This is a genomic window from Pseudarthrobacter sp. CC12 (genome assembly GCF_039907755.1).
GTDB classification, from domain to species: Bacteria; Actinomycetota; Actinomycetes; order Actinomycetales; family Micrococcaceae; genus Arthrobacter; species Arthrobacter niigatensis.
In genome coordinates, this window is record NZ_JARDJH010000013.1 from 1 (window position 1) to 25,224 (window position 25,224).

The following is a 25,224-nucleotide window of genomic DNA, read 5'->3' on the forward strand; positions in this document are numbered from 1 at the left end:
GTGCTGTTCAAGTTCCGCGAGCTCGTCGCCGCCCACGTCGATGAACTGGCCCAGCTGGTCACCGCCGAGCACGGCAAGGTTCTTTCCGACGCCAAGGGCGAGATCGGCCGGGGCCTGGAAGTGGTGGAGTTCGCCTGCGGGATCCCCACCCTGCTCAAGGGCGACTACTCGGACCAGGTCTCCACCGGCATCGACGTCTTCTCCTTCCGCGAACCGCTCGGCGTGGTCGCCGGCATCACCCCGTTCAACTTCCCCGTCATGGTGCCGCTGTGGATGGCGCCGATGGCGATCGCCACGGGCAACGCGTTCATCCTGAAACCCTCCGAGCGTGACCCATCCGCGTCGCTGCTGCTGGCCAAGCTCTGGAAGGACGCCGGGCTGCCCGACGGCGTGTTCCAGGTCCTGCACGGTGACAAGGAAACCGTGGACGGGCTGCTGACCCACCCGGACGTGGACGGCATTTCCTTCGTCGGCTCCACCCCGATCGCCCAGTACGTCCACGAAACCGCCACCAAGCACGGCAAGCGCGTCCAGGCCCTGGGCGGGGCAAAGAACCACGCCATCATCCTGCCCGACGCCGACCTCAACAACGCCGCCGACCACCTCGCTGCCGCCGCGTTCGGTTCCGCCGGGGAACGCTGCATGGCCATCTCCGTCGCCGTCGCCGTCGGCGAGGCCGCTGACCTGCTGGTCAAGAAGGTCGAAGAGCGCGCCCTGGCCGTCAAGGTCAACAACGGCACCGCCCCCGACGCCGAAATGGGGCCGGTCATCACCCCGGCCTCCAAGGAACGCATCGTCAAGATCGTCACAGAGGCGGAAACTGCCGGCGCCGCCATGGTCGTGGACGGCCGCGACCTCGTGGTCCCCGGCCACGAAAACGGCTTCTGGGTGGGCCCCACCGTCATCGACCACGTGAAGACCGAAATGACCGCCTACACAGAGGAAATCTTCGGACCCGTCCTGGTGGTGGTCCGCGTCGACACCCTGGAAGACGGCATCACGCTGATCAACGCCAACCCCTACGGCAACGGCACCGCCATCTTCACCTCCTCCGGCGCCGCCGCCCGCAAGTTCCAGCGGTCGGTCACCGTGGGCATGATCGGCATCAATGTGCCCCTGCCCGTCCCCGTTGCATACCACTCCTTCGGCGGCTGGAAAGCCTCCCTCTTCGGCGACAAGCACATCTACGGCCCCGAAGGCGTCAGCTTCTACACCCGCGGCAAAGTGGTCACGTCCCGCTGGCCCGAAACCCACCACGCCTCCGGCGCCTCCTACAACTTCCCCTCCCATGCCGATGACCACGCGGTCCGCCACGACGGCATCGCAGAAGGACTTCCCGATGAGCTGGCAGCGGGAGAAGACGCAGTTCCCGGACGCGCCGATGATGCCACGGAAGGCCGTAGCCGGCGGGACTAGACCCCTTCTGTGCCGTATCCAAATTCTGACCCCTCAGGTCCACGAAAGAAAGAAATGCTGTTATGACGGAAGCAGAGAACAAACTGATCATCGGCACGGCGCCGGACTCCTGGGGCGTCTGGTTCGCGGATGACCCCAAGCAGACCCCCTGGGAACGCTTCCTGGATGAAGTGGCTGAGTCCGGCTACAAGTGGATCGAGCTGGGCCCGTACGGCTACCTTCCCACCGATCCCACCCGCTTGGCGGAGGAGCTCAAGCAGCGCGACCTCAAGGTCACAGCCGGCACCGTGTTCACCGCGTTCCACCGCGGCCTGGACCAGTGGGAAACCGCGTGGGAGCCAGCCCGCAAGGTCGCCGAACTCACCGCTGCCATGGGCGGCGGGCACATCGTGGTCATCCCGGCCATGTGGCGCGACGACGTCACAGGCGAAGCCGTGGAAAGCGGAACCCTGGACGACAAGGCCTGGAGCGACCTGTTTGACGGCCACAACCGCCTGGGCAAGACCCTCCTGGAGGACTTCGGCCTGAAGCAGCAGTTCCACTCGCACGCCGACTCCCACGTGGGCGCGCAGGCGGACATCGAGACGCTGCTCGGTGCCACGGACCCGCAGTACCTGAACCTCTGCCTGGACACCGGCCACGCCGAGTACTGCGGCGCCTCCAGCCTGGAACTGATCAAGAACTACCCGGACCGGATCGGCTACCTGCACCTGAAGCAGATCAACCCGGACGTCCTCAGGCGGGTCAACGAGGAGAACATGACCTGGGCAGCTGCCAACCTGGCCGGCGTCATGACCGAACCGCCCAACGGCCTGCCGGACCTGCGCGCGGTCATCGAAGCCGTGGAAGCGCTCAACCGGCCCATCTTCGGCATCGTGGAACAGGACATGTACCCCGTGGCCTTCGACGTCCCCATGCCCATCGCCAAGCGCACCCGCAACTACCTGCTGTCCTGCGGTTCCCGCACCGCCGTCAGCTAACCCGCCCCACAGACACCACAAAGGACAAGACAATGACTGAAACCCTCCGCGTTGCCGTCATCGGCGCAGGCCGCATGGGCGCCGACCACATCCAGCGCATCAGCAGGCGCATCCACGGAGCCGAAGTTGCCGCCGTCGTGGACGTGGATCTTTCCCGCGCCCAGGCCGCTATTGAAGGCATCCCGGGCGCCGTGGCCCTGGCGGACGCTGACGAGGCCCTGAACAACGGCGACGTCAACGCCGTCCTGATCGCCACCCCCGGATTCCTGCACGAGGACATCCTGCTCAAGGCCCTCGCCAGGGACATCCCGATCCTCTGCGAAAAGCCGCTCACGCCCGACGCCGCATCGTCCTGGAAGATCGTCGAAGCCGAGGTGGCGCTGGGCCACCAGCGGATCCAGGTGGGCTTCATGCGCCGCTTCGACGCCGAATACGCCACGCTGGGTTCGATCATCCGCAACCACGAACTCGGCGAGCTGCTGATGCTGCACCACCAGCACCGCAACCCGAGCACCCCTGAGGGCTTCACCAACGAGATGCTCATCAACGACTCCGTGGTCCACGAGTTCGACGCCATCCGGTTCTTCACGGGCGAGGAAATCACCAGCATCCAGGTCCGGCTGGGCAAGCCCACCCGCAATGCTCCCAACGGCCAGCACGACCCCCAGCACGTCCTGATCGAGACCGAGTCCGGCGTCCTGGCGGACGTCGAGATCTACGTCAACGCCAAATTCGGTTACGAGGTGGCCACCCAGGCCTCCTTCGAGGACGGCATCGTCAGCATCGGCGGCGACAAGGGCCCCTACACCCGCAGCTCCGGCCGCTGGGGCGGCAACGTCACCCCCGGCTTCGAGGAGCGCTTCGGAGCGGCGTACGACGTCGAAATCCAGTCCTGGGTGGACGCGGCACTTAAGGGCGGAATCGGCGGCCCCTCCGCCTGGGACGGGTACGCCACCGCCGCCTGCTGCGAGGCAGGCGTCGAAGCGCAGAAGAACGGCGAAAAGGTCGCCGTGAAGCTGGCTCCGAAACCCGACCTCTACAAGTAACCAGGACCGGAAAGGGGGCGGAGCCATCCGTCCCCTTTCGTGTCTCCCCCCTTCCTGATCCACAATGGAGTGTTTACGTGAAAATCGCACTTGACCCCACCCCGTTCCATCACTTGCACAGCCTGCTGGAGTTCCCCAAGGTGGTGGCGGACCTTGGCTACAAGTACATGCAGATGACCCCGCACGCGGACTTCATCCCGTTCTACAACCACCCCAAAGCGGACGACGAACTGGTGGGCCAGCTGGGCAAGGCCTGCAAGGACGCCGGGATTGAAATCGCCTCCATCCTCCCCGTGCTCCGCTGGTCCGGGCCCGACGAGGACGCCCGCGAAGCCGCCGTCCGCTACTGGAAGCGCGCCATCCAGATCGCCGTGGACCTGGGGGTCAGCACCATGAACACCGAGTTCAGCGGCCGGCCCGAGAAGGCGGAGGAATCCGAGCGGGCGTTCTACCGGTCCATGGAGGAACTGCTGCCGATCATCGAGCGTGAAGGCATCGACCTGCTCATTGACCCGCACCCGGACGACTTCGTGGAGGAAGGCCTGGCCGCCATCCGCGTGATCCGGGGCGTGAACTCGAAGAACGTGGGGATGGTCTATGTGGCCTCGCACAGCTTCCACATGAAGAACTCCCCGCTGGACATCATGCGGGCCGCGGGGGACAAGCTGCGCCTGGTCCACGTGGCCGACACCATGGACCACCACGCCTCGCACGGACTGCGGTACATCACCAACCCGCCGGGCAACCCGGTCCGCGTCCACCAGCACCTGAAGATCGGCGACGGCGACGTCAATTGGGACGAATTCTTCGGCGGCCTGAAGGAAATCGGCTTCCTCGACCGGGAGGACACGGTGATGGTGTCCAGCGTTTTCGCTGAGGACGAGAACGCCGAAGAAGTGTCCCGCTACCAACTGGAGACCATGAAACAGTACGTCCAAAAGGTAAGCCTATGAGTACGCCTGTTTCCGGAAAGGCAGCGGTCAAGCAGCCCGGCAACCATCAGCGGGCCCTGCGGACCGTCACCATCATCTCCACCTTCGGCGGCCTGCTGTTCGGCTACGACACCGGCGTGATCAACGGCGCCCTGCCGTACATGCAGGAGGACCTGGGCCTGACTCCGCTGACCGAAGGCCTGGTCACCTCATCCCTGCTGTTCGGCGCCGCCTTCGGCGCCCTGTTCGGCGGACGCCTGGCCGACCGCAACGGCCGGCGCAAAATGATCATGGTGCTGGCGGTCATCTTCCTCGCGGGCACCATCGGCTGCACGTTCTCGCCCAATACCGGGGTGATGATCGCCGCCCGGTTCATCCTGGGACTCGCCGTGGGCGGGGCCTCGGTGACAGTGCCCGTGTACCTGGCGGAGGTCTCGCCGAGCCACCGGCGCGGCCGGATCGTCACCCAGAACGAGCTCATGATCGTCACCGGGCAGCTGCTCGCCTTCATCTTCAACGCCTACCTGGGCAACTCGTTCGGTGAATCGCACGGCATTTGGCGCTGGATGCTGGTCATTGCCACCCTGCCGGCCATCGCGCTGTGGATCGGGATGAACTTCATGCCCGAGAGTCCCCGCTGGCTGGCTTCCATCGGCAGCTTCGGCGAGACGCTCAGCGTGCTGCAGCGGATCCGGTCGCAGGAGGAGGCCCGCAGGGAGTTCGAGGAAGTCAAGGCCATGGCCGTGGAGGACTACAAGTCCAAAATGGGTTCATGGAAGGACCTGGGCATCCCGTGGCTCCGCAGGATCTTCGTGGTGGGCCTGGGCCTCGCGGTGATCCAGCAGATCACCGGCGTGAACTCGATCATGTACTACGGCACCCAGATCCTCTCGCAGTCCGGCTTCGGACGCGAAGCTGCCTTGACGGCCAACATCGCCAACGGGGTCATCTCGGTGCTGGCCACGTTCGTCGGCATCTGGCTGCTGGGCAAGGTCGGGCGCCGCCGGATGCTGATCACCGGCCAAGTGGGAACCACCACGGCGCTGCTACTGATCGGCTTCTTTTCGTTGATCCTGCCCGAAGGCCCGGGCCGGGGCTTCGTGATCCTTGCCCTGACCGTCACCTTCCTGGCATTCCAGCAGGGTGCCATCTCGCCGGTGACGTGGCTGATGCTCTCGGAGATCTTCCCGCTCAAAATCCGGGGCTTGGGGATGGGCGCGTCGGCCTTCCTGCTGTGGATCGTGAACTTCCTGATCGGATTCGGATTCCCGCAGCTGCTGGACGCCATCGGCATCTCCAACACGTTCTTCGTATTCGCTGTCCTCGGGGTGGGAGCCATCGCCTTCGCGGCCAAGTATGTTCCGGAGACGAAGGACAAGAGCCTCGAGGACCTGGAGCACTACTTCAAGAACGCCGCCGGAGAACAACCTGAAAGAGCTGACAGTCGATCCGCGTAGGCCAGAATGCGAAGGGACCCCATGGCACCCGGTAGTAACGGGGCGTTCCCCGCCCTTCCAGGAGGCGTGCGTCCTACCCGATGAACCCTATTGGGGCCAATTCGCCGTGGCGGTAACGTTCCCGGGCCTGGTTCACCATCCGGCCAGCCGGGCCCGTTCCCTGTCGTACCCGCACAGGTAGCAAACGACCTAACATATTAATGTCCGAACAAAGTATTGACATGTGTGGCGTGAGTCACCATGATCGGTATAGGCGTTTTTCCGGTATTGCAAGCAGCAACCCGGAGCTGAAATCAAAGGAGATTCACAGTGGTTAAATTCTCTTGGCGTAAGGCGGCATTAGTTGCGGCGGTCGTCCCGATGCTGGCATTGAGTGCGTGTTCAAGCACTGGCGGAAAGTCCCCGGACACAGGCAATGGTGCCGGCGGCGGACAGGCCGCGAGCACCCCCCGGATTAAAGTTGCGCTTGTTACGCACGCCGCTCCCGGCGACACGTTCTGGGATATCCTCCGCAAGGGAGCGGAGGAGGCAGCTGCCAAGGACAATGTCGAGCTGCTCTATACTTCTGACCCCGAAGGCGGACGCCAGGCCCAGCTGATCCAGCAGGCTATCGATCAGAAGGTCGATGGTATCGCCGTCACCCTCGCGAAGCCGGATGCGCTGAAGGATGTCCTCAAAAAGGCGACGGACGCAGGTATCCCTGTCGTCAGCCTGAACTCAGGAGCCGACGTCTGGAAGCAAGTAGGTGCCTTCACCCACTTCGGTTCCGATGAGAACCTGGCCGGTGCTGCTGTCGGCAAGAAACTGACCTCGCTCGGTGCCAAACACCCGATCTGCGTCATCATGGAACAAGGCAACGTCGCACTGGATTCCCGGTGCGCCGGCGTCAAGTCGCAAATCCCGGGTACCGAGAACCTGTTCGTCCAGGGAACTGATATGACGGCGGTCTCCTCCACAGTCACCGCGAAACTGCAGGCAACTCCTGATGCGGACGCGATCATCGGCTTGGGTGCGCCGTTCACACTGACCATCGACAAGGCTGTCGAGTCGCTGAACCTGCAAAGCAAGGTCACAGTCGCCTCGTTCGACATGAACGGTGATCTGGCCCAAGCCATCATCGACGGCAAGGTCGCCTTCACCGTCGATCAGCAGCCTTGGCTGCAGGGCTACGGAGCAGTGGACGCACTGTGGCAGGTCAAGCGCGCCGGTATCCACGAAGGTGGCGGCCAGCCAGTGCTGACCGGTCCGTCGATCGTTGACAAGACTACTGCTCCCGACGTTCTCAAGTTCGCCAAGGAAGGCATCCGCTAAGGATGCTTTGAGCCGGGTTCCGGGGCTCAATGGGCCCCGGAACCCGCCCTAGTAGGAGAAACACCATGACCCAAGTAGCCGTCCAGCTAAAGGCGCCCGATGAGCGCGTCGCCAAGCGCAACCCTGTTCAGCAACTCCTCGGCAGGCCCGAGGTGGGCGCCCTGGTGGGCGCCGTCGTTCTTTTCGTCTTCTTTGCCGCGGTCTCCCAGACATTCATCCAGCCGGCGTCCATCGCGACCGTCCTTTATGGCAGCTCCACAATCGGCATCATGGCGGTGGGGGTCTCGCTGTTGATGATCGGGGGCGAGTTTGACCTGTCCACGGGCGTCGCCGTCATCAGTTCGGCGCTGACCGCATCAATGTTCAGCTGGTACTTCAGCACGAACGTCTGGGTCGGTGTCATTCTGGCCCTCCTCGTCTCCCTCTCCATCGGCTTCATCAACGGCTGGATCCTGATGAAAACCAAGCTGCCCAGCTTCATCGTCACACTCGCGACATTCCTGATGCTGACCGGCCTGAACCTGGGCCTGACCCGGATGATCGGCGGAGGCGTGTCCTCACCCTCGATCTCGACGATGGACGGCTACAAGGCGGCTCAGGCAGTCTTTTCCTCCTCGGTAAACATCGCCGGTGTCGACGTAAAGAACACCGTGTTCATTTGGATCCTGCTCGTTGCGGTGGCCTCCTGGGTGCTGCTGCGGACCAAGGTGGGCAACTGGATCTTCGCAGTCGGCGGGGACGCCAATGCCGCCCGCGCCGTGGGCGTGCCTGTCAAAGCGACCAAAATCGGGCTCTTCATGGCTGTCGGTTTCTGTGGCTGGATCCTGGGCATGCACAACCTCTTCGCCTTCGACGCGGTACAGTCCGGCGAAGGCGTGGGCAACGAATTCCTCTACATCATCGCCGCCGTGATCGGCGGCTGCCTGCTCACCGGCGGCTACGGCTCGGCCGTGGGAGGGGCGATCGGCGCGTTCATCTTCGGCATGGCCAACAAGGGCATCGTCTACGCCCAGTGGAACCCGGACTGGTTCAAGTTCTTCCTAGGCCTGATGCTGCTGCTGGCCACCATCGTGAACCTCATCGTCAAGCGCCGCGCGGAACTCAAGTAAGGGCCCGAACACCATGAATGCCAATCAAACGGACGCCAAACGAATTAACCAGAAGCAGCTCCTCAACGGCGAGAAGGACCCCCTGACCCACACCCCCGTCCACCTGCTCTCCCTTGAAGGGGTAGGCAAGCACTACGGCAACATCGTCGCCTTGAGCGATGTCACCATGGCCGTGGACAACGGCCGCGTCACCTGCGTCCTGGGTGACAACGGGGCCGGTAAGTCCACGCTGATCAAGATCATCGCCGGTCTGCACCAGCACGACGCCGGGGTTCTGAACATTATGGGCGAGGAACGGAAATTCACCTCCCCCCGCGACGCCCTCGACGCCGGCATCGCCACCGTCTACCAGGACCTCGCCGTGGTCCCGCTGATGCCGATCTGGCGTAACTTCTTCCTCGGCTCCGAACTGGCCTCCGGCTTCGGCCCGTTCAGGAGCATGGACGTGCAGAAGATGAAGGACATCACCAAGAACGAACTCGCCGAGATGGGCATCGACCTGCGTGATGTCGACCAGCCCATCGGGCAACTCTCCGGCGGTGAACGCCAATGCGTCGCGATTGCCCGCGCCGTGTACTTCGGTGCGAAGGTCCTGATCCTGGACGAACCGACTGCGGCGCTCGGCGTCAAGCAGTCCGGCGTTGTACTCCGCTACATCCTGCAGGCACGCGACCGCGGACTGGGCGTCATCTTCATCACCCACAACCCGCACCACGCCTTCCCCGTCGGTGACCGCTTCCTGCTGCTGAAGCGCGGAAAGTCCATCGGCTACTACGACAAGAAGGACATCACTCTGGACGAGCTCACCGCCCAGATGGCCGGCGGCGCCGAACTCGCCGAACTCGCCCACGAGCTCGAGCAGCTCGGCGGCCACAGTGACGTCGTCAAGGAAGTCCAGGCCGAGGTCGCCGACGTTTCCGGGCCAGCCGACGCAGCAGGGCAAAACAGCCCACGGCACGTATAGCCGGGAGGGGACAGGGGCCAGCACTCAGGATGAGCTGGCCCCGACTTTTCTGCCGCGGCCAATGCAACCACAAAGCAGACGGGAAGACAGCATGCCAATCCGGGTTGGCGTTATCGGCGCCGGTGTCATGGGCGCTGACCACATCAGAAACCTCTCCACCACGATCAGCGGGGCCGAAGTCACTTTCGTGGCAGACCTCGACGCCGGACGTGCGGCGGCCGCGGCCCCGCCAGCGGCACGTACCACCACAGAGCCGTCCGAGTTGATCAATTCGAGCGAGGTAGACGCCGTCGTTATTGCCTCACACGACTCCACCCACGCCGGGCTGGTGCTGGAATGCTTCGAAGCGATGACACCGGTGCTGTGCGAAAAGCCCTTGGCCCCGACGCTCCTGGAAAGCCTGGAAGTGGTGGACGCTGAGGCCGATATCTTTGCCGCAACGGGCGCCCGGCTGCTCTCGATGGGCTTCATGAGGCGCTTTGACCCAGGCTACGTCGCCCTTCGAGCATCCACCAGGGCACGTACTCAAGGCGAGCCTCTCCTGGTGCACTGCACGAGCAGGACAGCAGCCGCGGGACCGGGCACGACCTCGGAGTCCGCCATCACCAATTCGGCCATCCACGAGCTGGACATCGTCCCTTGGCTGTTGGGCTCGCCTATCACTGAGGTGTCGTGGCAGTCGGGACGGAGTACCCGGGACAGCCCCGGCGGGTTGAGCGATCCTGCCTTTATGCTCCTGCGCACCGCTGACGGGACCCTGGTAACGCTCGAGCTCTTCCTCAACGCCCGATACGGCTACACGACCCAGTGCGAGGTTGTTTCCGAACTCGGCACCGCGGCCCTGCCGGAACCCGCTGCACTGGCCGTCCAACAGGAGGGGCGCCGGAGCTCCTATCTGCCCGCGGACTGGCGCCCCCGGTTCGCCGACGCCTACCGCTTGCAGCTTCAGGCCTGGATTACCGCCCTCAGCAACGGTGAACCAGCCCCGCTCGCAACCGGTGAGGACGGCTTGCGGGCATCCCAGGTTGCGCAGGCCATGATCCGGTCGCTCCACAGCGACGGGGCCTTCACGAAAGTAATTTACTGATGAATGCCACAGTATTGCCGGCCCCACGCGTTCCGGATTCCAGGGACGCCCCCCGGCTGCGCTGGGGAATCATGGGCCCGGGATGGATCGCCGGACGCTTCACGGAATCGGTGCAGGCCCACACCGGGCAAGTGATCGGCGCCGTCGGCTCCCGCTCACTGGCCCGGTCCAAGGCATTCGCGGACGCCTTCAACATCCCGGCAGCCTATGGCAGTTACGAGGAATTGGCCGCAGCTGCCAACATCGACATCATCTACGTGTGCACCCCGCACAACTTCCATCGCAGCGCTGCCATTCTCGCCATCGACGCCGGTAAACATGTCCTGATCGAGAAACCGATCGGCCTGAACGCGGAGCAGGCGCGGGACATCGCGGCCAGGGCGAAGGCCGCCGGCGTCTTCGCTTCCGAGGCCATGTGGAGCTTCTTTTTGCCGAAATTCGATGTCATCCGGCAAGTACTGGACGCCGGCATGCTGGGCACCGTGACGACCGTCCTGGCCGAATACGGCGAGTACTTCGGGCGCAGCCACCGCATCTTTGATCCCGCACTGGCCGGTGGCCCCCTGCTGGACCTGGGCACCTACCCGCTGGCACTCATTACCGAGGTCCTGGGCGCCCCCGAACGGTTAAGCGCCCTCGGCCAAACGCACGAATCCGGCGTCAACGCGCAACTTTCCGCCATCATGCAATTCCCGGGCGGAAGCCACGCCGTGATGAACACACACCTGCATAATTTCACCCCCACGACGGCAACAATCGTCGGAACCGAGGCGACGCTAGCCATCGATGGTCCCTTCAACATGCCCGGTTCTTTCGAGATCCGCTTCCCGGACGGGCCACTGCTCCGCTACACGGAGCCTTCAGGAGCACACTTTGACGGCCTGCACTATGAAGCGGCCGCAGTGTCCCGGGCCATCACCTCCGGACAGCTGGAAACCCGGCAGCGGCCCCTGGCGTCCTCCATCCGCACCATGGAAGTCGCCGATGAGATCCGCCGCCAAACAGGAATAGGATTCCCGGACGAAGACCGTGTCCCTGCCTGAGCGAGCGTTGCATTGACCATCGCTGTCGGACCCGTGGCCTGCATCGAACTGCGCTGCTCCCGCTGGTCCGGGCGGGGTACCGGCTCGGCCCTGTGAACCAGGAAACAGCCAGCAACAGCAACAGGGTGCGGAGCTCAGGAGCGCCTATTCCTGGCGGCCCGCGCAGATGACCGAGGATTTCAGCCGGGCCTCCCGGCCCAAGCACAGCACCAAAAGGTTTTCAACGGAAGGAACGCCATGAAGGACGTCATTCTTGGTCTGGTCGGAGTGGGGCGCATCGGCGTCATGCACGCCAACAACATCACCGCACTCAACGGAGATCTCAACTCTCGCGGTGTCCGCGTCAGCCTCCGGCTCACCGACGTCGCTGAGGGGCACGCCCGGGGCATCGCTGACGGTCTCGGCGCCGAATTCCTCCCATCGGTGGAGGCACTCCTGGCCTCCGGGGTGGACGGGCTCGTTATCGCCACGGGAACCGGGACGCACCCTGAACTGATCCGCGCGGGAGTGGACGCCGGAATCCCGGTCTTCTGCGAGAAACCTGTGGCCATAAACGCCGCCCAGGCTCTGCCCCTGCTGGACTATATCCGGAGCAACAACGGCGTGGTACAGATCGGTCACCAGCGCCGCTTCGACGCCGGCTACCTGGAAGCCAAGCGGGCTTACGAATCGGGCGAGCTTGGCTGGATTCACACGCTGCGTGCCGTGACATGCGACATGACTCCGCCTCCCGTGGAATTCCTCGCAACTTCCGGGGGCTTGTTTCGTGATTGCTCCGTCCACGATTTTGACATTCTGCGCTGGCTGACCGGCCGGGAAATCGTTGAGGTATATGCCACCGGCTCGAACAACGGCGACCCGGCCATCGGCGCGGTAGGGGACCTGGACACAGCCCTGGCGCTGGTCACACTCGATGACGGAACTGTTGGCACTGTTTCAGCCTCACGTTACAACGGCGCCGGCCACGATGTCCGCCTGGAAATCCAAGGCTCCAACCGCTCGTTGATGGTCGGGCTGGATGAGAAGACAGCCTTGGTTTCGGCTGAGCCTGGAATCACCTTCCCCCACGGGGAACCCCACAAAACCTTTGCTGAACGCTTCCATCAGGCATACCGTTCCGAGATGGCCGCGTTTATAGAACTGACCCAGGGTCAGCGGGAAAATCCCTGCAGCCCAGAGGACGCTGTGGCCGCTTCCCTCGTCGCTGACGCCGCACAGGAATCCCTGGCAACGGGTGTCCCGGTCCAGCTCAACCTTCAGGCTGCCAAGGAAAGCTAAACCGGGCTAACAACCGTTCCGGCAGCCATTGACAGCCGCATGATGCTCTGGCGGGCGGACAGGAATCGGCGGGGTCCGCTCCGCGCGATTCCAACGCATGCCGGTCAACGTTGTCGCGGCCGGGAGTGGCAACATCCCCGGGGGACGGGCGGCCCAAGCGCTGTCAGATCTGGGAGACGCCCATGATCTTGGTTGCCGCAGCCCGTGGTGCCTTCGTTGATTCCGCCCCAAATGTCGGCCCGGCAGAGTTATGCAGGTCCAGGAAAGGGACGCCGCGACTGGCCAGCGTGTTAAGGAAGTAGCCCCAGGCCGGCGACGCGTTCCCCTACCGTCACCCGCTTCGCCGGCAGGTCCTTGAGGGGAGGTAATTACCACCCGGGAGACTGGAGCACGGCTCGCCGGGTCTCACGTGCCACGTCCTCCATGGGGGACCGAGGTGCAGGGGAAGTCAGTTTCAAAACCCCCAATATGCCATTTTGCAGCCGGTCGTTCCGGAACGGCGTTACGCGCCGAAGGGCAACCGGGGATCGATGTTCTGGCTCTCCCAGGTCTGCCGCACCCAGCCGTGGTGCGGGTCGTCGCTGATCAGCCATTCGCGCACCGGCCCCGGACCGGCCATGACGTTCAGGTAGTAGAGGTCATACCCCGGCGCGGCCATAGCGGGGCCGTGCCAGCCGTAGGGCACCAGGACAACGTCGCCGGTGCGGACTTCGGCGGAGACGTCGATGGGCCGATCGTCGGAGGCATAGACGCGCTGGTAGCCAATGGCATCGGCTTCAGCGGGCGCCGCACCGCCGGCCGCTACCTGCGTTTCGAAGTAGTAGATCTCCTCAAGGGAGGTCTCGCCGTCCTTCTCCTCGTCATGCTTGTGCGGAGGGTAGGAGGACCAGTTGCCGGCCGGGGTGAGGACCTCGCAGACGATGAAACGGTCGGCCTCAAGCGCGGCCGGCGTGCCGAAGTTGTGGACCTGGCGCGAGCAGTTGCCCGCCCCGCGCAGTTCCACCGGGGTCTCGGTGGCGGGCAGCAGCCGGGTGGGGTAGGAAACCTGTGCCGGGGCGGTGGCAACGGCCACCCGGCCGCCGTCGGCCGAACTGATGCTGACGGCGCGTCCGGCGCCGGAATAGAGCACGTCGGTGGGGCCGGAGAAAACGGCCGGGCGCCCGTCCAGCGGATATTCGGTGCCGTCCACGGTGACGGTGAAGGACCCGTTGAGCGGCACCACGATGCGTTCCTCGTCCGCGGCGGGAAGGTCGACGGCGGCCCCCGCCGGCAGGGTGGCCACCTTCAGTCCGGTGTGCGCCCAGCCGTCCACGGCCAGGGGGGAATCGGAGGTTCCGATGGACACGTCCCAGGTGCCGTCGGCGGCGGTGCCCAGGGGGTAGACCCAGTTGGTCATGGAGTTGGCTCCTTGGATTATCGCTGTACGAGTGTCATTTCAAAACTGTAGGAATCGGCGCGGTACACGTGGTGGCCGGTTTCAACCCGGCGGCCGGTATCGTCCACGGCCGTGCGCTCCATGGTGACCAGGGCGGAACCTTCAACGGCTTCCAGCATTGACGCCTGGTACTCATTAGCAATCATGGCGCCAACCCGCTGGTTCGCCAGTCGGAAGTTCACCCCGCCGCGGCGGAGGATCGAGTAGAGGCCCTCGGCGCCCAGCATGGCCTCATCCATGTCCGCGATGTCGTCCCGTACCCAGTTCTCCATCAGCGCCAGCGGTTTTCCGCCCACCTTCCGCAGCCGCGTGAAGTGGTAGACCTTGGAGCCCGCGGGCAGCTGGAGAGTGGCCAAGATACTCTCGTCCGCCTCCACATGGGCGAAACTCAGAACGTCTGTAGTGGGTTTCTTGCCGTTGTTGGTGAGGTCGTCGTAGAGGCTTGAGAGCTCCAGCGGGCGGCGTACCTGGCTGGAGACCACTTGGGTACCCACCCCGCGCTTGCGCACCAGCAGGCCGGACCTTACGAGCTCGCTCATGGCCTTGCGCATGGTCGGCCGGGAAAGATTGAGCTGGGCGGCCAGGTCGATCTCGTTTTCCAGCCGGGTGCCGGGCTCCAGCACGCCGCTGTAAATCGCAGCTTCAATGCCCTGGACCACCTGGTGGTACAGGGGCACGGGGGAGGAGCGGTCAATGCTGAGACCCAGGTTGTTCGCCAAGTTTCGTTCCCTCATGTTCCCTCGACTACGGTTCCAGCTGATGCACCTACAGCGTCGCTGGCCGGCTGCTACATGTTCGCTTGATAGAACAAAGCTCATCTTCGATACTACCAGTCAGCTTCGGCCGGAACCAAGGGCTTCACCTCCCTGCAGCCACTATAAAAGCCTTGTGTCTAAGATCTAAAAGCAGTATGTACTGACATGAGAAACTGGCGGAGGGCGGCCGCGAAGTCTCAAAGACGCAAAATCGCTACAGCAAATTTCCCAGACAGCACCTGGTTGAGGTCTTCGAGATCACAAAACGGTGATGCCGGTGACGCTGCCTCCCGGGCTGGCACTTGACGCCGCTTGGAGTGGGACTGCCCCTGCAGACCTCCAAAGCGCCGACAAGTTTATGACCCGGCGTTGCTGGAGGCAGTGTGTCAGCCCAACTCCCGGCTCCTTAAATTGGTGCTCTTGATGCTGAAGGGATGCACTCACTCCGGCTTTAGGACTTTGTCCCGCACGCGGGACCCGGTGCTGCTGTTGTGGCTCGGAGAACCAAATGCGGTGTCCTGATAACACTTGCTGCCGGTCCGTCTCCCTCCACGCGGTCCACGGCCCGGTCAACAGCAGCAGCGGCGAGGATCGGCGCGTCCTGACTGATGGAAGACAGTTGGACGTAGCTTAGTCGGGCAAACTGGCTATCGTCGTAGCCCACGACGGATACATCTGCAGGGACCTTCATTCCGTGCTCCCTCAGACCTGCCAGGATTCCCAAGGCCGACCGGTCATTGAAGGCAACGACGGCTGAGGGCATCTCGGCCGGAAGGAAACGGCCCGCCCGCAAGCCGTCTTCCTCAGTGGGTCCACCCGGAACGATGACAGGTTGGAGTCCGCGCCGAAGCATTTCGGCGCGGAAAGCAGCGCGCCGCTGCTCTGCGGAGATGGCTGTTCCGCCGTCGACGTGAACGATACGGCGGTGGCCCAGGCCGGTGAGGTGTTCAACAGCCATCCGGACGCCCGCGCGATCGTCACTGCTGACCGAATCAACCGCCTCCCCGACACTGTCGCGAAGAAGGCTCACGACGGGCACCTGGCGGGCGTAGTTATCCAGGTCCTGGTTACTGAGGGTTGGGGCGATCAGGACGAGAGCTTCGGAACCGAAATCCAGCAACGCTTCGATGGACCGTGCTTCCGGCCGGTTGTTGGCTACGGCACTTAAGGCTATTTCATAGCCCCTGGCAGAAGCCGCAGCGTAGGCGGCGTCGACGATTTCTGCGTGAAAGGGTTGTGAACTGGAGAAACTCAAACCTAAAAGTTTCGTCCGGTTGCTGCGCAGCAGCCTCGCCCGTGTGTCCGGGCGGTAGCCCAGATTCCGGGCGGCTTCCAAAACCCTTTGACGCGTTGGTTCCGCGGCGCCCGGTGCGCCCCGCATCACAAGGGACACCAGCGCCCGTGAGACGCCTGCCGCCTGGGCTACATCCATTAGAGTCGGGCGGCGCTGCTGTTCCGTCATATTCCTCCTTGACCCTCTGCAGTCTATAGAACGATCTAGACAGGGTGCCAACCAAGTGCCAGTATGGAGATCGCTAGAACGATCTAGGGAAATTAGTTCAGGAGTTTGGATGACTTACCTCAAGCATCCGGTCAGTGAGGACCGGCCCGTTCATATCGGTTTGATTGGTGCGGGGTGGATTGGAAGTTTCCATGCCGAGTCCGTTGCTAAGCGCATTCCCAATGTCGTCCTGGAAGCAATCGCTGATCCGGTCCTTCCTGCGGTGGAGGCATTGGCCAGCCGTCTGGGTGTTTCAAAAATCAGCGTGGATCCCGCAGACGTTATCAATGATCCGAATGTTGATGCTGTCCTTGTTGCTGCGCCGGCACGGTTCCACTCGGAGTTAATCGCAGCAGCGGCCAGGGCAGGAAAGCACGTTTTTTGTGAAAAGCCCGGCGGCCGCACGGTGGAAGAACTTGATGCCGCTCTTGATGCAGCTGAAGTTTCCAGGGTCATCGTCCAGTTCGGTTTCAACCGGCGCTACGCCGCGGATTTCGCCGCCGCCCGCACACTTATCGACACCGGTGCAGTAGGAACCCCGCAGCTGATGCGTTCCCTGACCCGCGATCCAGGCAGCGATGCCGGGATTGCCAACCCCGAGCGCATTCCGCCGGGCACGATCTTCCTGGAAACCCTCATTCACGACTTCGACACGTTGAACTGGCTGAATCCTGGCGCTGTTCCCGTTCGCGTTCATGCCGTCGCTGACGCTCTGGTCGCCCCGGAGGCAAAGGCCGGGGGACTGCTCGATACGGCGGTTGTAACGGTCACTTACAGCAATGGGGCCATTGCTGTGGCCGAAGCCAATTTCAACGCCCTGTACGGCTACGACGTCCGGGGCGAAGTGTTCGGATCCGCCGGAATGGTTACAGCGGGAGGGCCGCAGGCGTTCAGTGCCGCCAGCTACACCGCCACTGGAATCAACTCCGCCACGGTCAGATTGAACGTGGATCTCTTCCACGATGCTTACACGGCCGAACTTGCCCACTTTGTCGACTCCGTTACATGCCGCCGCGATGATCTTCAGGGTCCTGCCGGCCACGTTCCAGGGGGAACCGATGCCCGGAACGCCTTGGCTGTAGCTTTGGCTGCTATGCGTTCGGCGGAAACGGGCGTTCCTGTTGAGATCACATCGATTGCGCAACTGCGTCCGGCCGAGCCTGAACCCGACCTGGTTGGGGAGAAGGCATGAGCTTCCGGTTGGCCGTATGTGCCGAAATGGTCTATGGAGACCTGCCCCTGGTTGAAAGGGTCGAGAGGATCCACGGACAGGGCTTCGAAGCGGAGCTCTGGGACACCCGCGGTCGGGACATAGCAGCTCTCACTGCGACAGGGGCACGGTTCTCTTCAATGAGCGGCTACTTCGGCGGCAGCCTCATCGATCCCTCCAGTACAGACCAGGTTCTCGCCTCCGCCGAAAAGTTGATCCCTGTGGCACTTGAACTTGGCGTCGAGCGGATGGTGGTACACCCGTCAGAGCTTGGGGAGGGCGGCCGCGCGGTGCGGCCACTGCAACGGTCCACGGGACAGATGTGGCTGACCGGTCTACGGACCCTCGAACGCCTCGCCGTCCTGGGAGAGAAACACGGCGTTACTTTTGCGCTCGAGAATTTGAACACAACAGTGGATCACCCCGGCATACCCCTGGCGCGGGCCAGGGACACCATGGCGCTGGTCTCCGCCGTGAACCACCCCAACGTCAGAATGATGCTCGATCTCTACCATGCTCAAATCGGCGAGGGGAACCTGATAGAACTCGTTCGGGCCGCTCTGCCCTGGACCGGGGAGGTCCAGGTAGCCGACGTTCCCGGAAGATTCGAACCCGGGACCGGGGAAATCAACTACCGCGCCGTGGCAACTGCACTGGACGAAGCTGGCTACGACGGTGTCATCGGCCTTGAGGCGGGAGCCTCCGGCGGTCAGGACCTCCAAGCCGGGGACGCGGCCCTGGCAGCCTTCCGCGCAGCCTTCGAACCTGAGCCGCACATGCTCGCCGAATGCTGAGAAGGTTCTCACGGGCCCCCTGCCCACCACGTTGACTGTTGTCGAGGATGCATGCGCAGGCAATAGCGGTCACGGATGACCTGGCGGTGGCACGGATTGTTGACGCCTGCTACCGGGGTCAGAGAAAGAAAAGGGAGCATCCGTTGAGGTGGACCCGGCAAGGATCCAGAAGGGCGGAACTTGCCTCATGACAGCCGTAACCTGTGCGGCCGGCACACAGGAGAAGCCAGGGTGGGTGCCAGGGCCTCTGTGCAGAGGGCTGCAACCAAGGCATCTTGCATGACACGGTTCCGGTTCCCAGGTTTAACCGAAGTCCAATTCACTTTCACGTAGTCCCGGCCGTTCAGCCCGGTCGCCCTGTGAGGTGCAGCCAACAAGGACTGGAGAGGGAGGCCCTGGCACCCCGGTGCAGGCCCTCCCTTTCCGCGTTCGATCATTGACGGCTAGGCAAGCAGTTCAGCTTCTCCAGCAGCCGAAAAACTGCCAGCGAAGCCAGCGACCTTTGCTGTCGTAGATGTGGGCTCCAGAGCAGTTCTCCCGGCCGATCCCGATTGACGGGCCATTCTGGTAGGCATTCGTCCACGGACCCATCCAGTACGGGGCAGCGGGTTGACCCGGCTGCCAGATGTAGACGGTGAACTTGTAGTTATTGTTTGTGAGGAGATTGTGGGAGTACCACTGATTACGGCAAGTATCCGCAACGTTCTTCGAATATCCGATAACTGCGCCGTTAGGGGCCTGAACTGTCCTGCCGTACGAGCCGTCCGTAAAGGGTCGGAGCGAATACGAGTTACAGTATGCGGCGTCTGCCGGCGCCCCGCCGAGAACAGCGAATCCAAAAACGAGGCCAAGCGCGGTGATGATCGTGGCGATTGCCCGGACAGCCTTGCTCGGAAGGAAACGCTGTGGCGCGGCCATGGGCGCCTTGTCTTGGAGGGGCTGCTTGCTCTTGCTCATGATGTGGCTCCTTCTAATTTTGGACAGACCTCACGTGTCGTGAGGCATCTGACTAGGAGTCGCACCTGCTCAGTCGATCCGCACACCCGGACCGTTTCCCTGACTCGGAGACCGCTCGGCCGCCGACCTGAGTGAAGGGCTAGGAAGAGTCTGCCCGAGGATGGGCAGCTTGGTCCATACGGTTGATGTAACGGATTCATTACAGGCCCGTGGCCCTTGGCCTTGTCAGGCTGCTTTGCTCTCGGGATAAGTGACGCCGGCAGAAGCAATGCAGCCGGGCTCGGCTTCAAGATGTGACGTGGGCGGGGGAGTTCCTGCGATTGGGCTCACGGACGGCACCGGACACGCCCCCGCACATCATCATCCTGCACGGGCTGGAAACGGGCAGCGCTGACATTCAGAGCATCTTGAACGGCGTTTCGCGTTTCGCGACAAACGCGGTGTGCAACGCGGCCTGTGGGCGATCGAGAGCGCAGTACTTGCAGCGACGCAAACGGGCCGCGACCGTTGCGGGAAGTAGCGGCAACGGTTGTCATGTCTGACCATATCGAACAAAGTCTCCGCCAAGGCCCCTGCCTGGAAGCCCTGGACCTCGGCCACACAATGCACTTCGCTGACGTGTCCACCGGCGATCTGGCCCGCATACAGCCGGACACGTCGGCGAAGAGAGGCCGGAGCGCGTTGTGCGTCCCAATGGACCTGGGAGAAAGGCCCGAGGCGGTCCTAATCTTTCGCTGCCGCCACTGGTGTCTTTACCGCAGAGGTGATCGGCGAAGCATCTGACTTTACGCATGTAGGCGGCAGTACCCTGCGACTGCGATTCGCATCGAGGCAGTGGAGCAGCTCAACTCTGACCTGAAAACTGGGATGGCCACGCGCACCGTGATCGATGCAGCCTGCGGCGTGATTATGGCCCAATACCATAGCAGCCAGTGACGAGGCGTTCGAAATGCTGGCCAAAGCCTCCAGCCACCGGAACTAAAAACTTCACGACGTGGCAGCAGACATCATCGCCCGTCGCGGTGTGCCGCATGACAACTCCCTGCACTTCGAGGACTGAAAGTAGCCCCAAAGCTCCTGGCCCGCGGTCCGCACCAGCCGCACGCTTTAGGACCGGGCCCAGCATCTGACTACGAAGGTTATGGACGTTGGCGGAGGACGACAACGAGGCCGCCACTATGATCCCGGGCGGATCACGCGTAGGTTGTTCAACCACCCTGGGCTGTTATTGGCCGAGCAGGGAGACGGCGTGGGCGATGACCAACGCCAGCAGCACGAAGCCGCCGAAGGCTTCCAACCCCATCAGTCCCTTGGCCCGGGCTGAAAGCGGCATTGTATCCGTGGGGCTGAATGCCATGGAGTTGGACAGCGAGAAGTACAGATAGTCAATGAACGCAGCCGTCCAGCCGGTTTTGACCGAAGATCTGGCCGCAACTTCCTTGACGGCGTCGTGGTCTTCATCTTGCGGGAAGCGGAAGTCTGCTCTGGGCAGGTGGGGGCGCGGGGTGTGTCGGCGGGATACGGGTCCGCCGCGGTCCAGTTCCCAGTAGACCAGGGCAAAAGCGATCACGTTCGTTACCCATACCTGAAGTGCGGCGAGCAAAAGGGTGGGGCCGTTGCTGTTGGTTGTCGTAAGGGCAATGACCAGCTGAACCAAGGCAGCCTCGTTGGCCACGACCAGGAGGAGTGCCTGGCCAATGGAAAGAATTCTGGACCAGCGGGTTTCGCGGGTGAGCCGCCGAGGATTTAGGACCACCAGCGGAATCAGCAGGCCAAGTCCGACCACGACGACGACGTAGCGGACGCCCGGCAGGAATGTCGTCGGCAGCGTCCCGTATAAGCCCAGCGCAGCGAGGAGGCCAATCACGGCGGGCCAGCGATGCTCGGCTCGGCTCTGCATTTCGACTGAGATCATGATCAGGAGTCTAGGCTCGGTTGCCCCGTCGGCACCGTTCAGGGCATTGAATGTGCGCCGCGTCGGCTTAGCGTCCGCACCCAGGGGGGGTGCGGGCCTTGAACCACCCGTGAGTCGGCCGCCCTCTGCACGAACGTTCCTCACACATCGGGGGAGGCTTTTTCGCGCTGAAAGTCCACGGGTGCACCCCAGCTGATGCACTCGGAAAGCATTCCCGGCCGAGACTGCTGAGGCGTTGAGGGGCACTGACCATCCGGCACGACACGGCGGGAAACACGGACTTCGCCAGGACGCAGCCGCCCGCTTCGGACACCACGCTTTCAGCCCGTCCCATCTTTGCCTGACAGCCAGATCCCACGGGCAGGAGTCGTCACAGGCCCGGCCAGACTCCTTGCACCGTCCACCCTCCACCCCTGGTAAAGGCGGCGACAACCGGTCCCAACCCCACAAGGGCGTGCGGGTAAGTAGTCTGCCGGCACACCGCATGGCTGCACTCCAGACCCCGCAAAGCCTCCACAGCCTTGGCCATGGCATCCCTGGAGTTCGTGCCCGCAACCGTGAACCAGGCCGCCCCGTCGTCGGTCCCGTACTCAAGAAGGAACGGCATAGACGAAAGCATTCCGCACCAAACCAGAATCAGACAGGGCCGATGGTCCCTCTGGGTCGACATTGGTCCTCGGGGCCTGACACTACGCCCAGGAAAGAAGAGGGGCCGCCATCGGCACTGCGTACTGCGCCGGCACATACTGTCGGGAAACAGCCCCTTTTGCAGACACTCCCCGCCCTTTTTGAAGAGCCGATAGCGGATATTCCGTAAAGCTGAAAGTGACTGTATGGGGGTACCATACATATATGGAGGATCTGATATCGAGGCTCTCGGCAGAGGCCAGGGCTTTGGCAGTGGAGTCGGAGGGTGCCCGGCAGCGGATGCTGGTCCTGGCCCGTGGCCGCCAGGAGTGCATTCTGGGCCTTCACGCCTCCGGCCTGTCCGTGCGGGGGATCGCGGAGCGGTTGGGAAGCAGCGCTTCTGTGATTCAGGACGCGATCCGCACCGCCAAGGGACGGCATCCGCAGGCGCGGCGTGAGGAGCGGTTCCCATTTGAACTGCATGTCATGCTGGGGATGAGATTGCGGGAGGATCCGTCTCGGCTGCGGAGCGTGGCGCGGGAGAATCTTGAGCGTATGCGTCGCACTCCGAGAGCGGCTGTTGCTGAGCGGTGGCTGGACCGGTGGGAAGAACTTCTTCGATTGCCTGATGACGAATTGGAGAAGGCCATGCTGGCCGACGACGAAGAGGGCAGGGACCTGCGCCAGATCAGCCCCTTTGCCGGGGCACTAAGCCCGGAGGACAGGCTGGTGGCGATGAAAAAGGCGCAGTTACTTGCGAAGGGATGAACTCGAGCACGCGATCCGTGCCGCGACACAGATCATCAAGGATGACCAGGTCATCATCATCGGCAGCCAGTCGATCCTCGGTTCCTACACTGAGGATCAGCTGCCCGCCGAGGCCACGATGTCCCCGGAGATCGACATCGCGCCGATGCGTGATGCGGACGCCGATGCCCTGAGCGATCAGCTTAGCTTCGACGTGGGGGAGTGGTCTGAGTTCCATGCAACCTACGGCTTCTACATCGAAGGGGTCGGCAAAAGAACCGCGATCCTGCCTCCCGACTGGGAATACCGCCTGGTCGGAGTGCGCAGCGAAGCCACGAACAACGCCACAGGGCTCTGCCTGGACCCCCATGACCTATGCGCAGCGAAGCTCATGGCACACCGCGAAAAGGACTTCGAGTTCGTTCGAGCATTAGTGGATGCACGGCTGATTGACCCAGTAGTCCTGCAGAAGCGGCTGGCATCGATCGACCTAGCCCTTGTCCAGAGCGATCAGGACATCGATGTGCTGGACTACCGGCAACGGAACGCCATTGCCTGGGCAGCCGCCCTGACGAGCTGAAAATAGGGGCATATCTGACGCCTCAAGCGGTGCATTGCGTAAGAATAATGTCCAGAATCGATTTACTGACAGGTGCTGCGGATCATCTCAGATCTCAAGCTGACAGTCCGCAACCAACGCAAGCACGTCCATCGGCTCGAGAACGGTCGAAACAGGCCAAAGCATCCGGAATTGACGACACCCACTCGGGACAAACGGCCCGATGCCACCTGTTGCGGCTCTGCCGGCACAGGGCGTCAGACCCATCGACCGGGCACGGGGCGAGTCTTCCCACGTCGGACGGCTCGGACGTCAGGTTGGGGTGTACCCAAACTGATGTCAGGCTTGTCGGAGCGCGCGGTAGAGGTAAGGCTTGGTGGGTGGCTGCTCAGGTTCGGCGGGGACTACGACGACGCCCTCGCGGTAGTCAAAGGCACGACGTGAAGTTCCAGCGATTATCCATAGGACGGTCTTGTCTTCAGTGAGTTCATCAACTGTGCCTGAATACTGAAGAGCGGAACTTTCGGTGATGACGACGGATTGGCCTGCTGTGAGCGCTGACCAGTTCTGCGCAACCTGACTATTCATCACGCCCACATCCTAGTTGGCGAAGGGGTCTGCGATGCCGATGTATTGGGTGGTGGTGTATTCGGCGATGCCTTCGGAGCCGCCTTCGCGGCCGAGGCCGGATTGTTTGACGCCGCCGAAGGGTGCTGCGGCGTTGGAGATGACGCCGGCGTTGAACCCGACCATGCCGAATTCGATCTGCTCCGCTACCCGGAGGAGGCGGTTGAAGTCGCGGCTGTAGAGGTAAGAGGCTAGCCCGTACTCACTGGCGTTGGCGAGTGTGATGGCTTCTTCGTCAGTGGTGAAGGTGGTGATGGGGGCGACGGGTCCGAAGATTTCCTGGCCCAGGATCGCAGCGTCGTTGGGGACGTTGGCCAGGACGGTGGGCTGGTAGAAGTAGCCGGGCCCGTCCACGGGGGCGCCGCCGGTGACGGCCACGGCTCCGGCCTCGACAGCCGCTGATACCAGGGTGTGGACGTCGGCGCGGGCGCCGCCGTCGATGAGCGGCCCGACCTGCGTGCCGGGGTGGGTGCCGCGGCCGGTGGTCAGGGCGCCCATGGCGGTGGCGAACTTGCGGGTGAATTCCTGGGCGACGGTTTCGTGGACGAGGAAGCGGTTGGCTGCGGTGCAGGCTTCGCCCATGTTCCGCATCTTCGCCGCCATGGCCCCTTCGACGGCGGCGTCGAGGTCGGCGTCCTCGAACACGATGAACGGGGCGTTCCCGCCGAGCTCCATCGAGGTCCGCAGCACGTTCTGCGCGGCGTCCGCCATGAGCCGTTTCCCGACCGGGGTGGACCCGGTGAAGGAGACCTTCCGGAGGCGGGAGTCCTTCAGAAGCGGCCCGGAAACCCCTGAGGCGGAGGAGGACGCGACGACGTTGAGGACTCCGGCGGGCAGGCCCGCGTCGACCATGGTCTGCGCGAAGTACTGGGCCGTGAGAGGGGTCAGCTTCGCAGGCTTCAACACCATGGTGCAGCCGGCGGCCACTGCCGGGGCGACTTTGCGGGTGGCCATGGCCAGGGGGAAGTTCCAGGGGGTGATGAGCAGGCAGGGGCCGACGGGTTTGTGCTGGACCAGGATCTTGTTCTTGCCCTCGGGGGTGGTGAGGTAGCGGCCGTAGTCGCGGACGGTTTCTTCAGAGAACCAGCGCAGGAACTCGGCGCCGTAGGTGACTTCGCCGCGGGCTTCTGCCAGGGGTTTGCCCATTTCGAGGGTCATCAGCAGGGCGAAGTCCTCGACCCGTTCGGTGACGAGGTCAAAGGCGCGGCGGAGGATGTCGGCGCGTACCCGGGGTGCGGTGCGCGCCCAGGAGGCCTGGGCAGCATCGGCTGAATCCAGCGCAGCAATAGCGTCGTCGCTGGTGGCTGAGGCGAGGGTGGCGAGTACCTCCCCGGTGGCGGGGTCGTTCACATCGAACGTGCCGCCGTCGGACGCGTCCCGCCACTGACCGTTGATGAGCAGGCCGGTGGGGACGGAAGCGAGCAGGGTCGTTTCGCGGTCAATGGTCAAGGTGGTGGTTTCAGCCATGTCGGCT

General features: G+C 63.3%; 20 protein-coding genes and 1 pseudogene. 15 read left to right on the forward strand and 6 right to left on the reverse strand.

Annotated elements, in window-relative coordinates; genetic code table 11:
* From PV772_RS11075 to PV772_RS11125, 11 genes and pseudogenes are all read left to right on the forward strand, one after another.
* A pseudogene (locus tag PV772_RS11075) lies at positions 1-1,290 on the forward strand (CoA-acylating methylmalonate-semialdehyde dehydrogenase); the annotation flags it as partial.
* 188 nt (positions 1,291-1,478) lie between these two features.
* On the forward strand, positions 1,479-2,396 hold the full coding sequence (locus PV772_RS11080; protein ID WP_347886161.1) for a sugar phosphate isomerase/epimerase: 918 nt from the start codon (positions 1,479-1,481) through the stop codon (positions 2,394-2,396).
* A 32-nt stretch (positions 2,397-2,428) separates the two neighbouring features.
* Positions 2,429-3,442: a Gfo/Idh/MocA family oxidoreductase gene (locus PV772_RS11085; RefSeq protein ID WP_347886162.1), complete on the forward strand. Its 1,014-nt coding sequence runs from the start codon at positions 2,429-2,431 to the stop codon at positions 3,440-3,442.
* Between the two features lie 77 nt (positions 3,443-3,519).
* Positions 3,520-4,395, forward strand: a complete 876-nt coding sequence (locus tag PV772_RS11090; protein WP_347886163.1) for a sugar phosphate isomerase/epimerase family protein — start codon at positions 3,520-3,522, stop codon at positions 4,393-4,395.
* Positions 4,392-5,831: a sugar porter family MFS transporter gene (locus tag PV772_RS11095; protein ID WP_347886164.1), complete on the forward strand. Its 1,440-nt coding sequence runs from the start codon at positions 4,392-4,394 to the stop codon at positions 5,829-5,831. The genes PV772_RS11090 and PV772_RS11095 overlap by 4 nt, the downstream gene beginning before the upstream one ends.
* 309 nt (positions 5,832-6,140) lie before the next feature.
* Positions 6,141-7,142 (forward strand): substrate-binding domain-containing protein, encoded by a 1,002-nt coding sequence (locus PV772_RS11100; protein WP_347886165.1) that lies wholly within the window; start codon positions 6,141-6,143, stop codon positions 7,140-7,142.
* 65 nt (positions 7,143-7,207) lie between these two features.
* Positions 7,208-8,251 carry an ABC transporter permease gene (locus PV772_RS11105; RefSeq protein ID WP_347886166.1) on the forward strand — a complete coding sequence of 348 codons (1,044 nt, stop codon included), beginning with the start codon at positions 7,208-7,210 and terminating at the stop codon, positions 8,249-8,251.
* A 13-nt stretch (positions 8,252-8,264) separates the two neighbouring features.
* Entirely contained in the window at positions 8,265-9,215 is a 951-nt protein-coding gene (locus PV772_RS11110) for an ATP-binding cassette domain-containing protein (RefSeq protein ID WP_347886167.1), read from the forward strand.
* 91 nt (positions 9,216-9,306) lie between these two features.
* The gene (locus PV772_RS11115) at positions 9,307-10,302 is read left to right on the forward strand and encodes a Gfo/Idh/MocA family oxidoreductase (protein ID WP_347886168.1); all 996 of its coding nucleotides are present in this window, start codon (positions 9,307-9,309) and stop codon (positions 10,300-10,302) included.
* Entirely contained in the window at positions 10,302-11,345 is a 1,044-nt protein-coding gene (locus PV772_RS11120; protein WP_347886169.1) for a Gfo/Idh/MocA family oxidoreductase, read from the forward strand. Before PV772_RS11115 ends, PV772_RS11120 begins: the two co-directional genes overlap by 1 nt.
* 237 nt (positions 11,346-11,582) lie before the next feature.
* Positions 11,583-12,623: a Gfo/Idh/MocA family oxidoreductase gene (locus PV772_RS11125; protein WP_347886170.1), complete on the forward strand. Its 1,041-nt coding sequence runs from the start codon at positions 11,583-11,585 to the stop codon at positions 12,621-12,623.
* Between the two features lie 502 nt (positions 12,624-13,125).
* Here PV772_RS11125 and iolB read toward each other — a convergent pair.
* The 3 genes from iolB to PV772_RS11140 all read right to left on the reverse strand — a co-directional run bounded on the left by iolB (position 13,126) and on the right by PV772_RS11140 (position 16,275).
* Positions 13,126-14,019: a 5-deoxy-glucuronate isomerase gene (iolB, locus tag PV772_RS11130; RefSeq protein WP_347886171.1), complete on the reverse strand. Its 894-nt coding sequence runs from the start codon at positions 14,017-14,019 to the stop codon at positions 13,126-13,128.
* A gap of 17 nt (positions 14,020-14,036) precedes the next feature.
* Positions 14,037-14,777: a GntR family transcriptional regulator gene (locus PV772_RS11135; protein WP_347886172.1), complete on the reverse strand. Its 741-nt coding sequence runs from the start codon at positions 14,775-14,777 to the stop codon at positions 14,037-14,039.
* A 487-nt stretch (positions 14,778-15,264) separates the two neighbouring features.
* Complete coding sequence (locus tag PV772_RS11140; RefSeq protein WP_347886173.1) at positions 15,265-16,275, reverse strand: LacI family DNA-binding transcriptional regulator; 1,011 nt, start codon at positions 16,273-16,275, stop codon at positions 15,265-15,267.
* Positions 16,276-16,384: 109 nt separating this feature from the next.
* Between PV772_RS11140 and PV772_RS11145 the strand changes: the two genes are divergently transcribed.
* Both PV772_RS11145 and PV772_RS11150 read left to right on the forward strand, forming a co-directional pair.
* Positions 16,385-17,506: a Gfo/Idh/MocA family oxidoreductase gene (locus PV772_RS11145; protein ID WP_347886237.1), complete on the forward strand. Its 1,122-nt coding sequence runs from the start codon at positions 16,385-16,387 to the stop codon at positions 17,504-17,506.
* Positions 17,503-18,318, forward strand: coding sequence for a TIM barrel protein (locus PV772_RS11150; RefSeq protein WP_347886174.1), 816 nt, complete (start codon positions 17,503-17,505; stop codon positions 18,316-18,318). Before PV772_RS11145 ends, PV772_RS11150 begins: the two co-directional genes overlap by 4 nt.
* A 456-nt stretch (positions 18,319-18,774) precedes the next feature.
* On the opposite strand, the gene PV772_RS11155 is transcribed toward PV772_RS11150, so the two are convergent.
* Both PV772_RS11155 and PV772_RS11160 read right to left on the reverse strand, forming a co-directional pair.
* Positions 18,775-19,275, reverse strand: a complete 501-nt coding sequence (locus tag PV772_RS11155) for a hypothetical protein (RefSeq protein WP_347886175.1) — start codon at positions 19,273-19,275, stop codon at positions 18,775-18,777.
* 1,225 nt (positions 19,276-20,500) lie between these two features.
* On the reverse strand, positions 20,501-21,190 hold the full coding sequence (locus PV772_RS11160; protein WP_134164216.1) for a hypothetical protein: 690 nt from the start codon (positions 21,188-21,190) through the stop codon (positions 20,501-20,503).
* 852 nt (positions 21,191-22,042) lie between these two features.
* On the opposite strand from PV772_RS11160, the gene PV772_RS11165 reads away from it, so the two are divergent.
* Together PV772_RS11165 and PV772_RS11170 are read left to right on the forward strand one after the other, a co-directional pair.
* Positions 22,043-22,585: a hypothetical protein gene (locus tag PV772_RS11165; RefSeq protein WP_347886176.1), complete on the forward strand. Its 543-nt coding sequence runs from the start codon at positions 22,043-22,045 to the stop codon at positions 22,583-22,585.
* A complete protein-coding gene (locus PV772_RS11170) occupies positions 22,572-23,144 on the forward strand; it encodes a DUF6036 family nucleotidyltransferase (RefSeq protein ID WP_347886177.1) in 573 nt (190 codons plus the stop codon). Before PV772_RS11165 ends, PV772_RS11170 begins: the two co-directional genes overlap by 14 nt.
* Positions 23,145-23,723: 579 nt before the next feature.
* Here PV772_RS11170 and PV772_RS11175 read toward each other — a convergent pair.
* Positions 23,724-25,217, reverse strand: coding sequence for an NAD-dependent succinate-semialdehyde dehydrogenase (locus tag PV772_RS11175; RefSeq protein ID WP_347886178.1), 1,494 nt, complete (start codon positions 25,215-25,217; stop codon positions 23,724-23,726).
* Between the last annotated feature and the right edge of the window lie 7 nt (positions 25,218-25,224).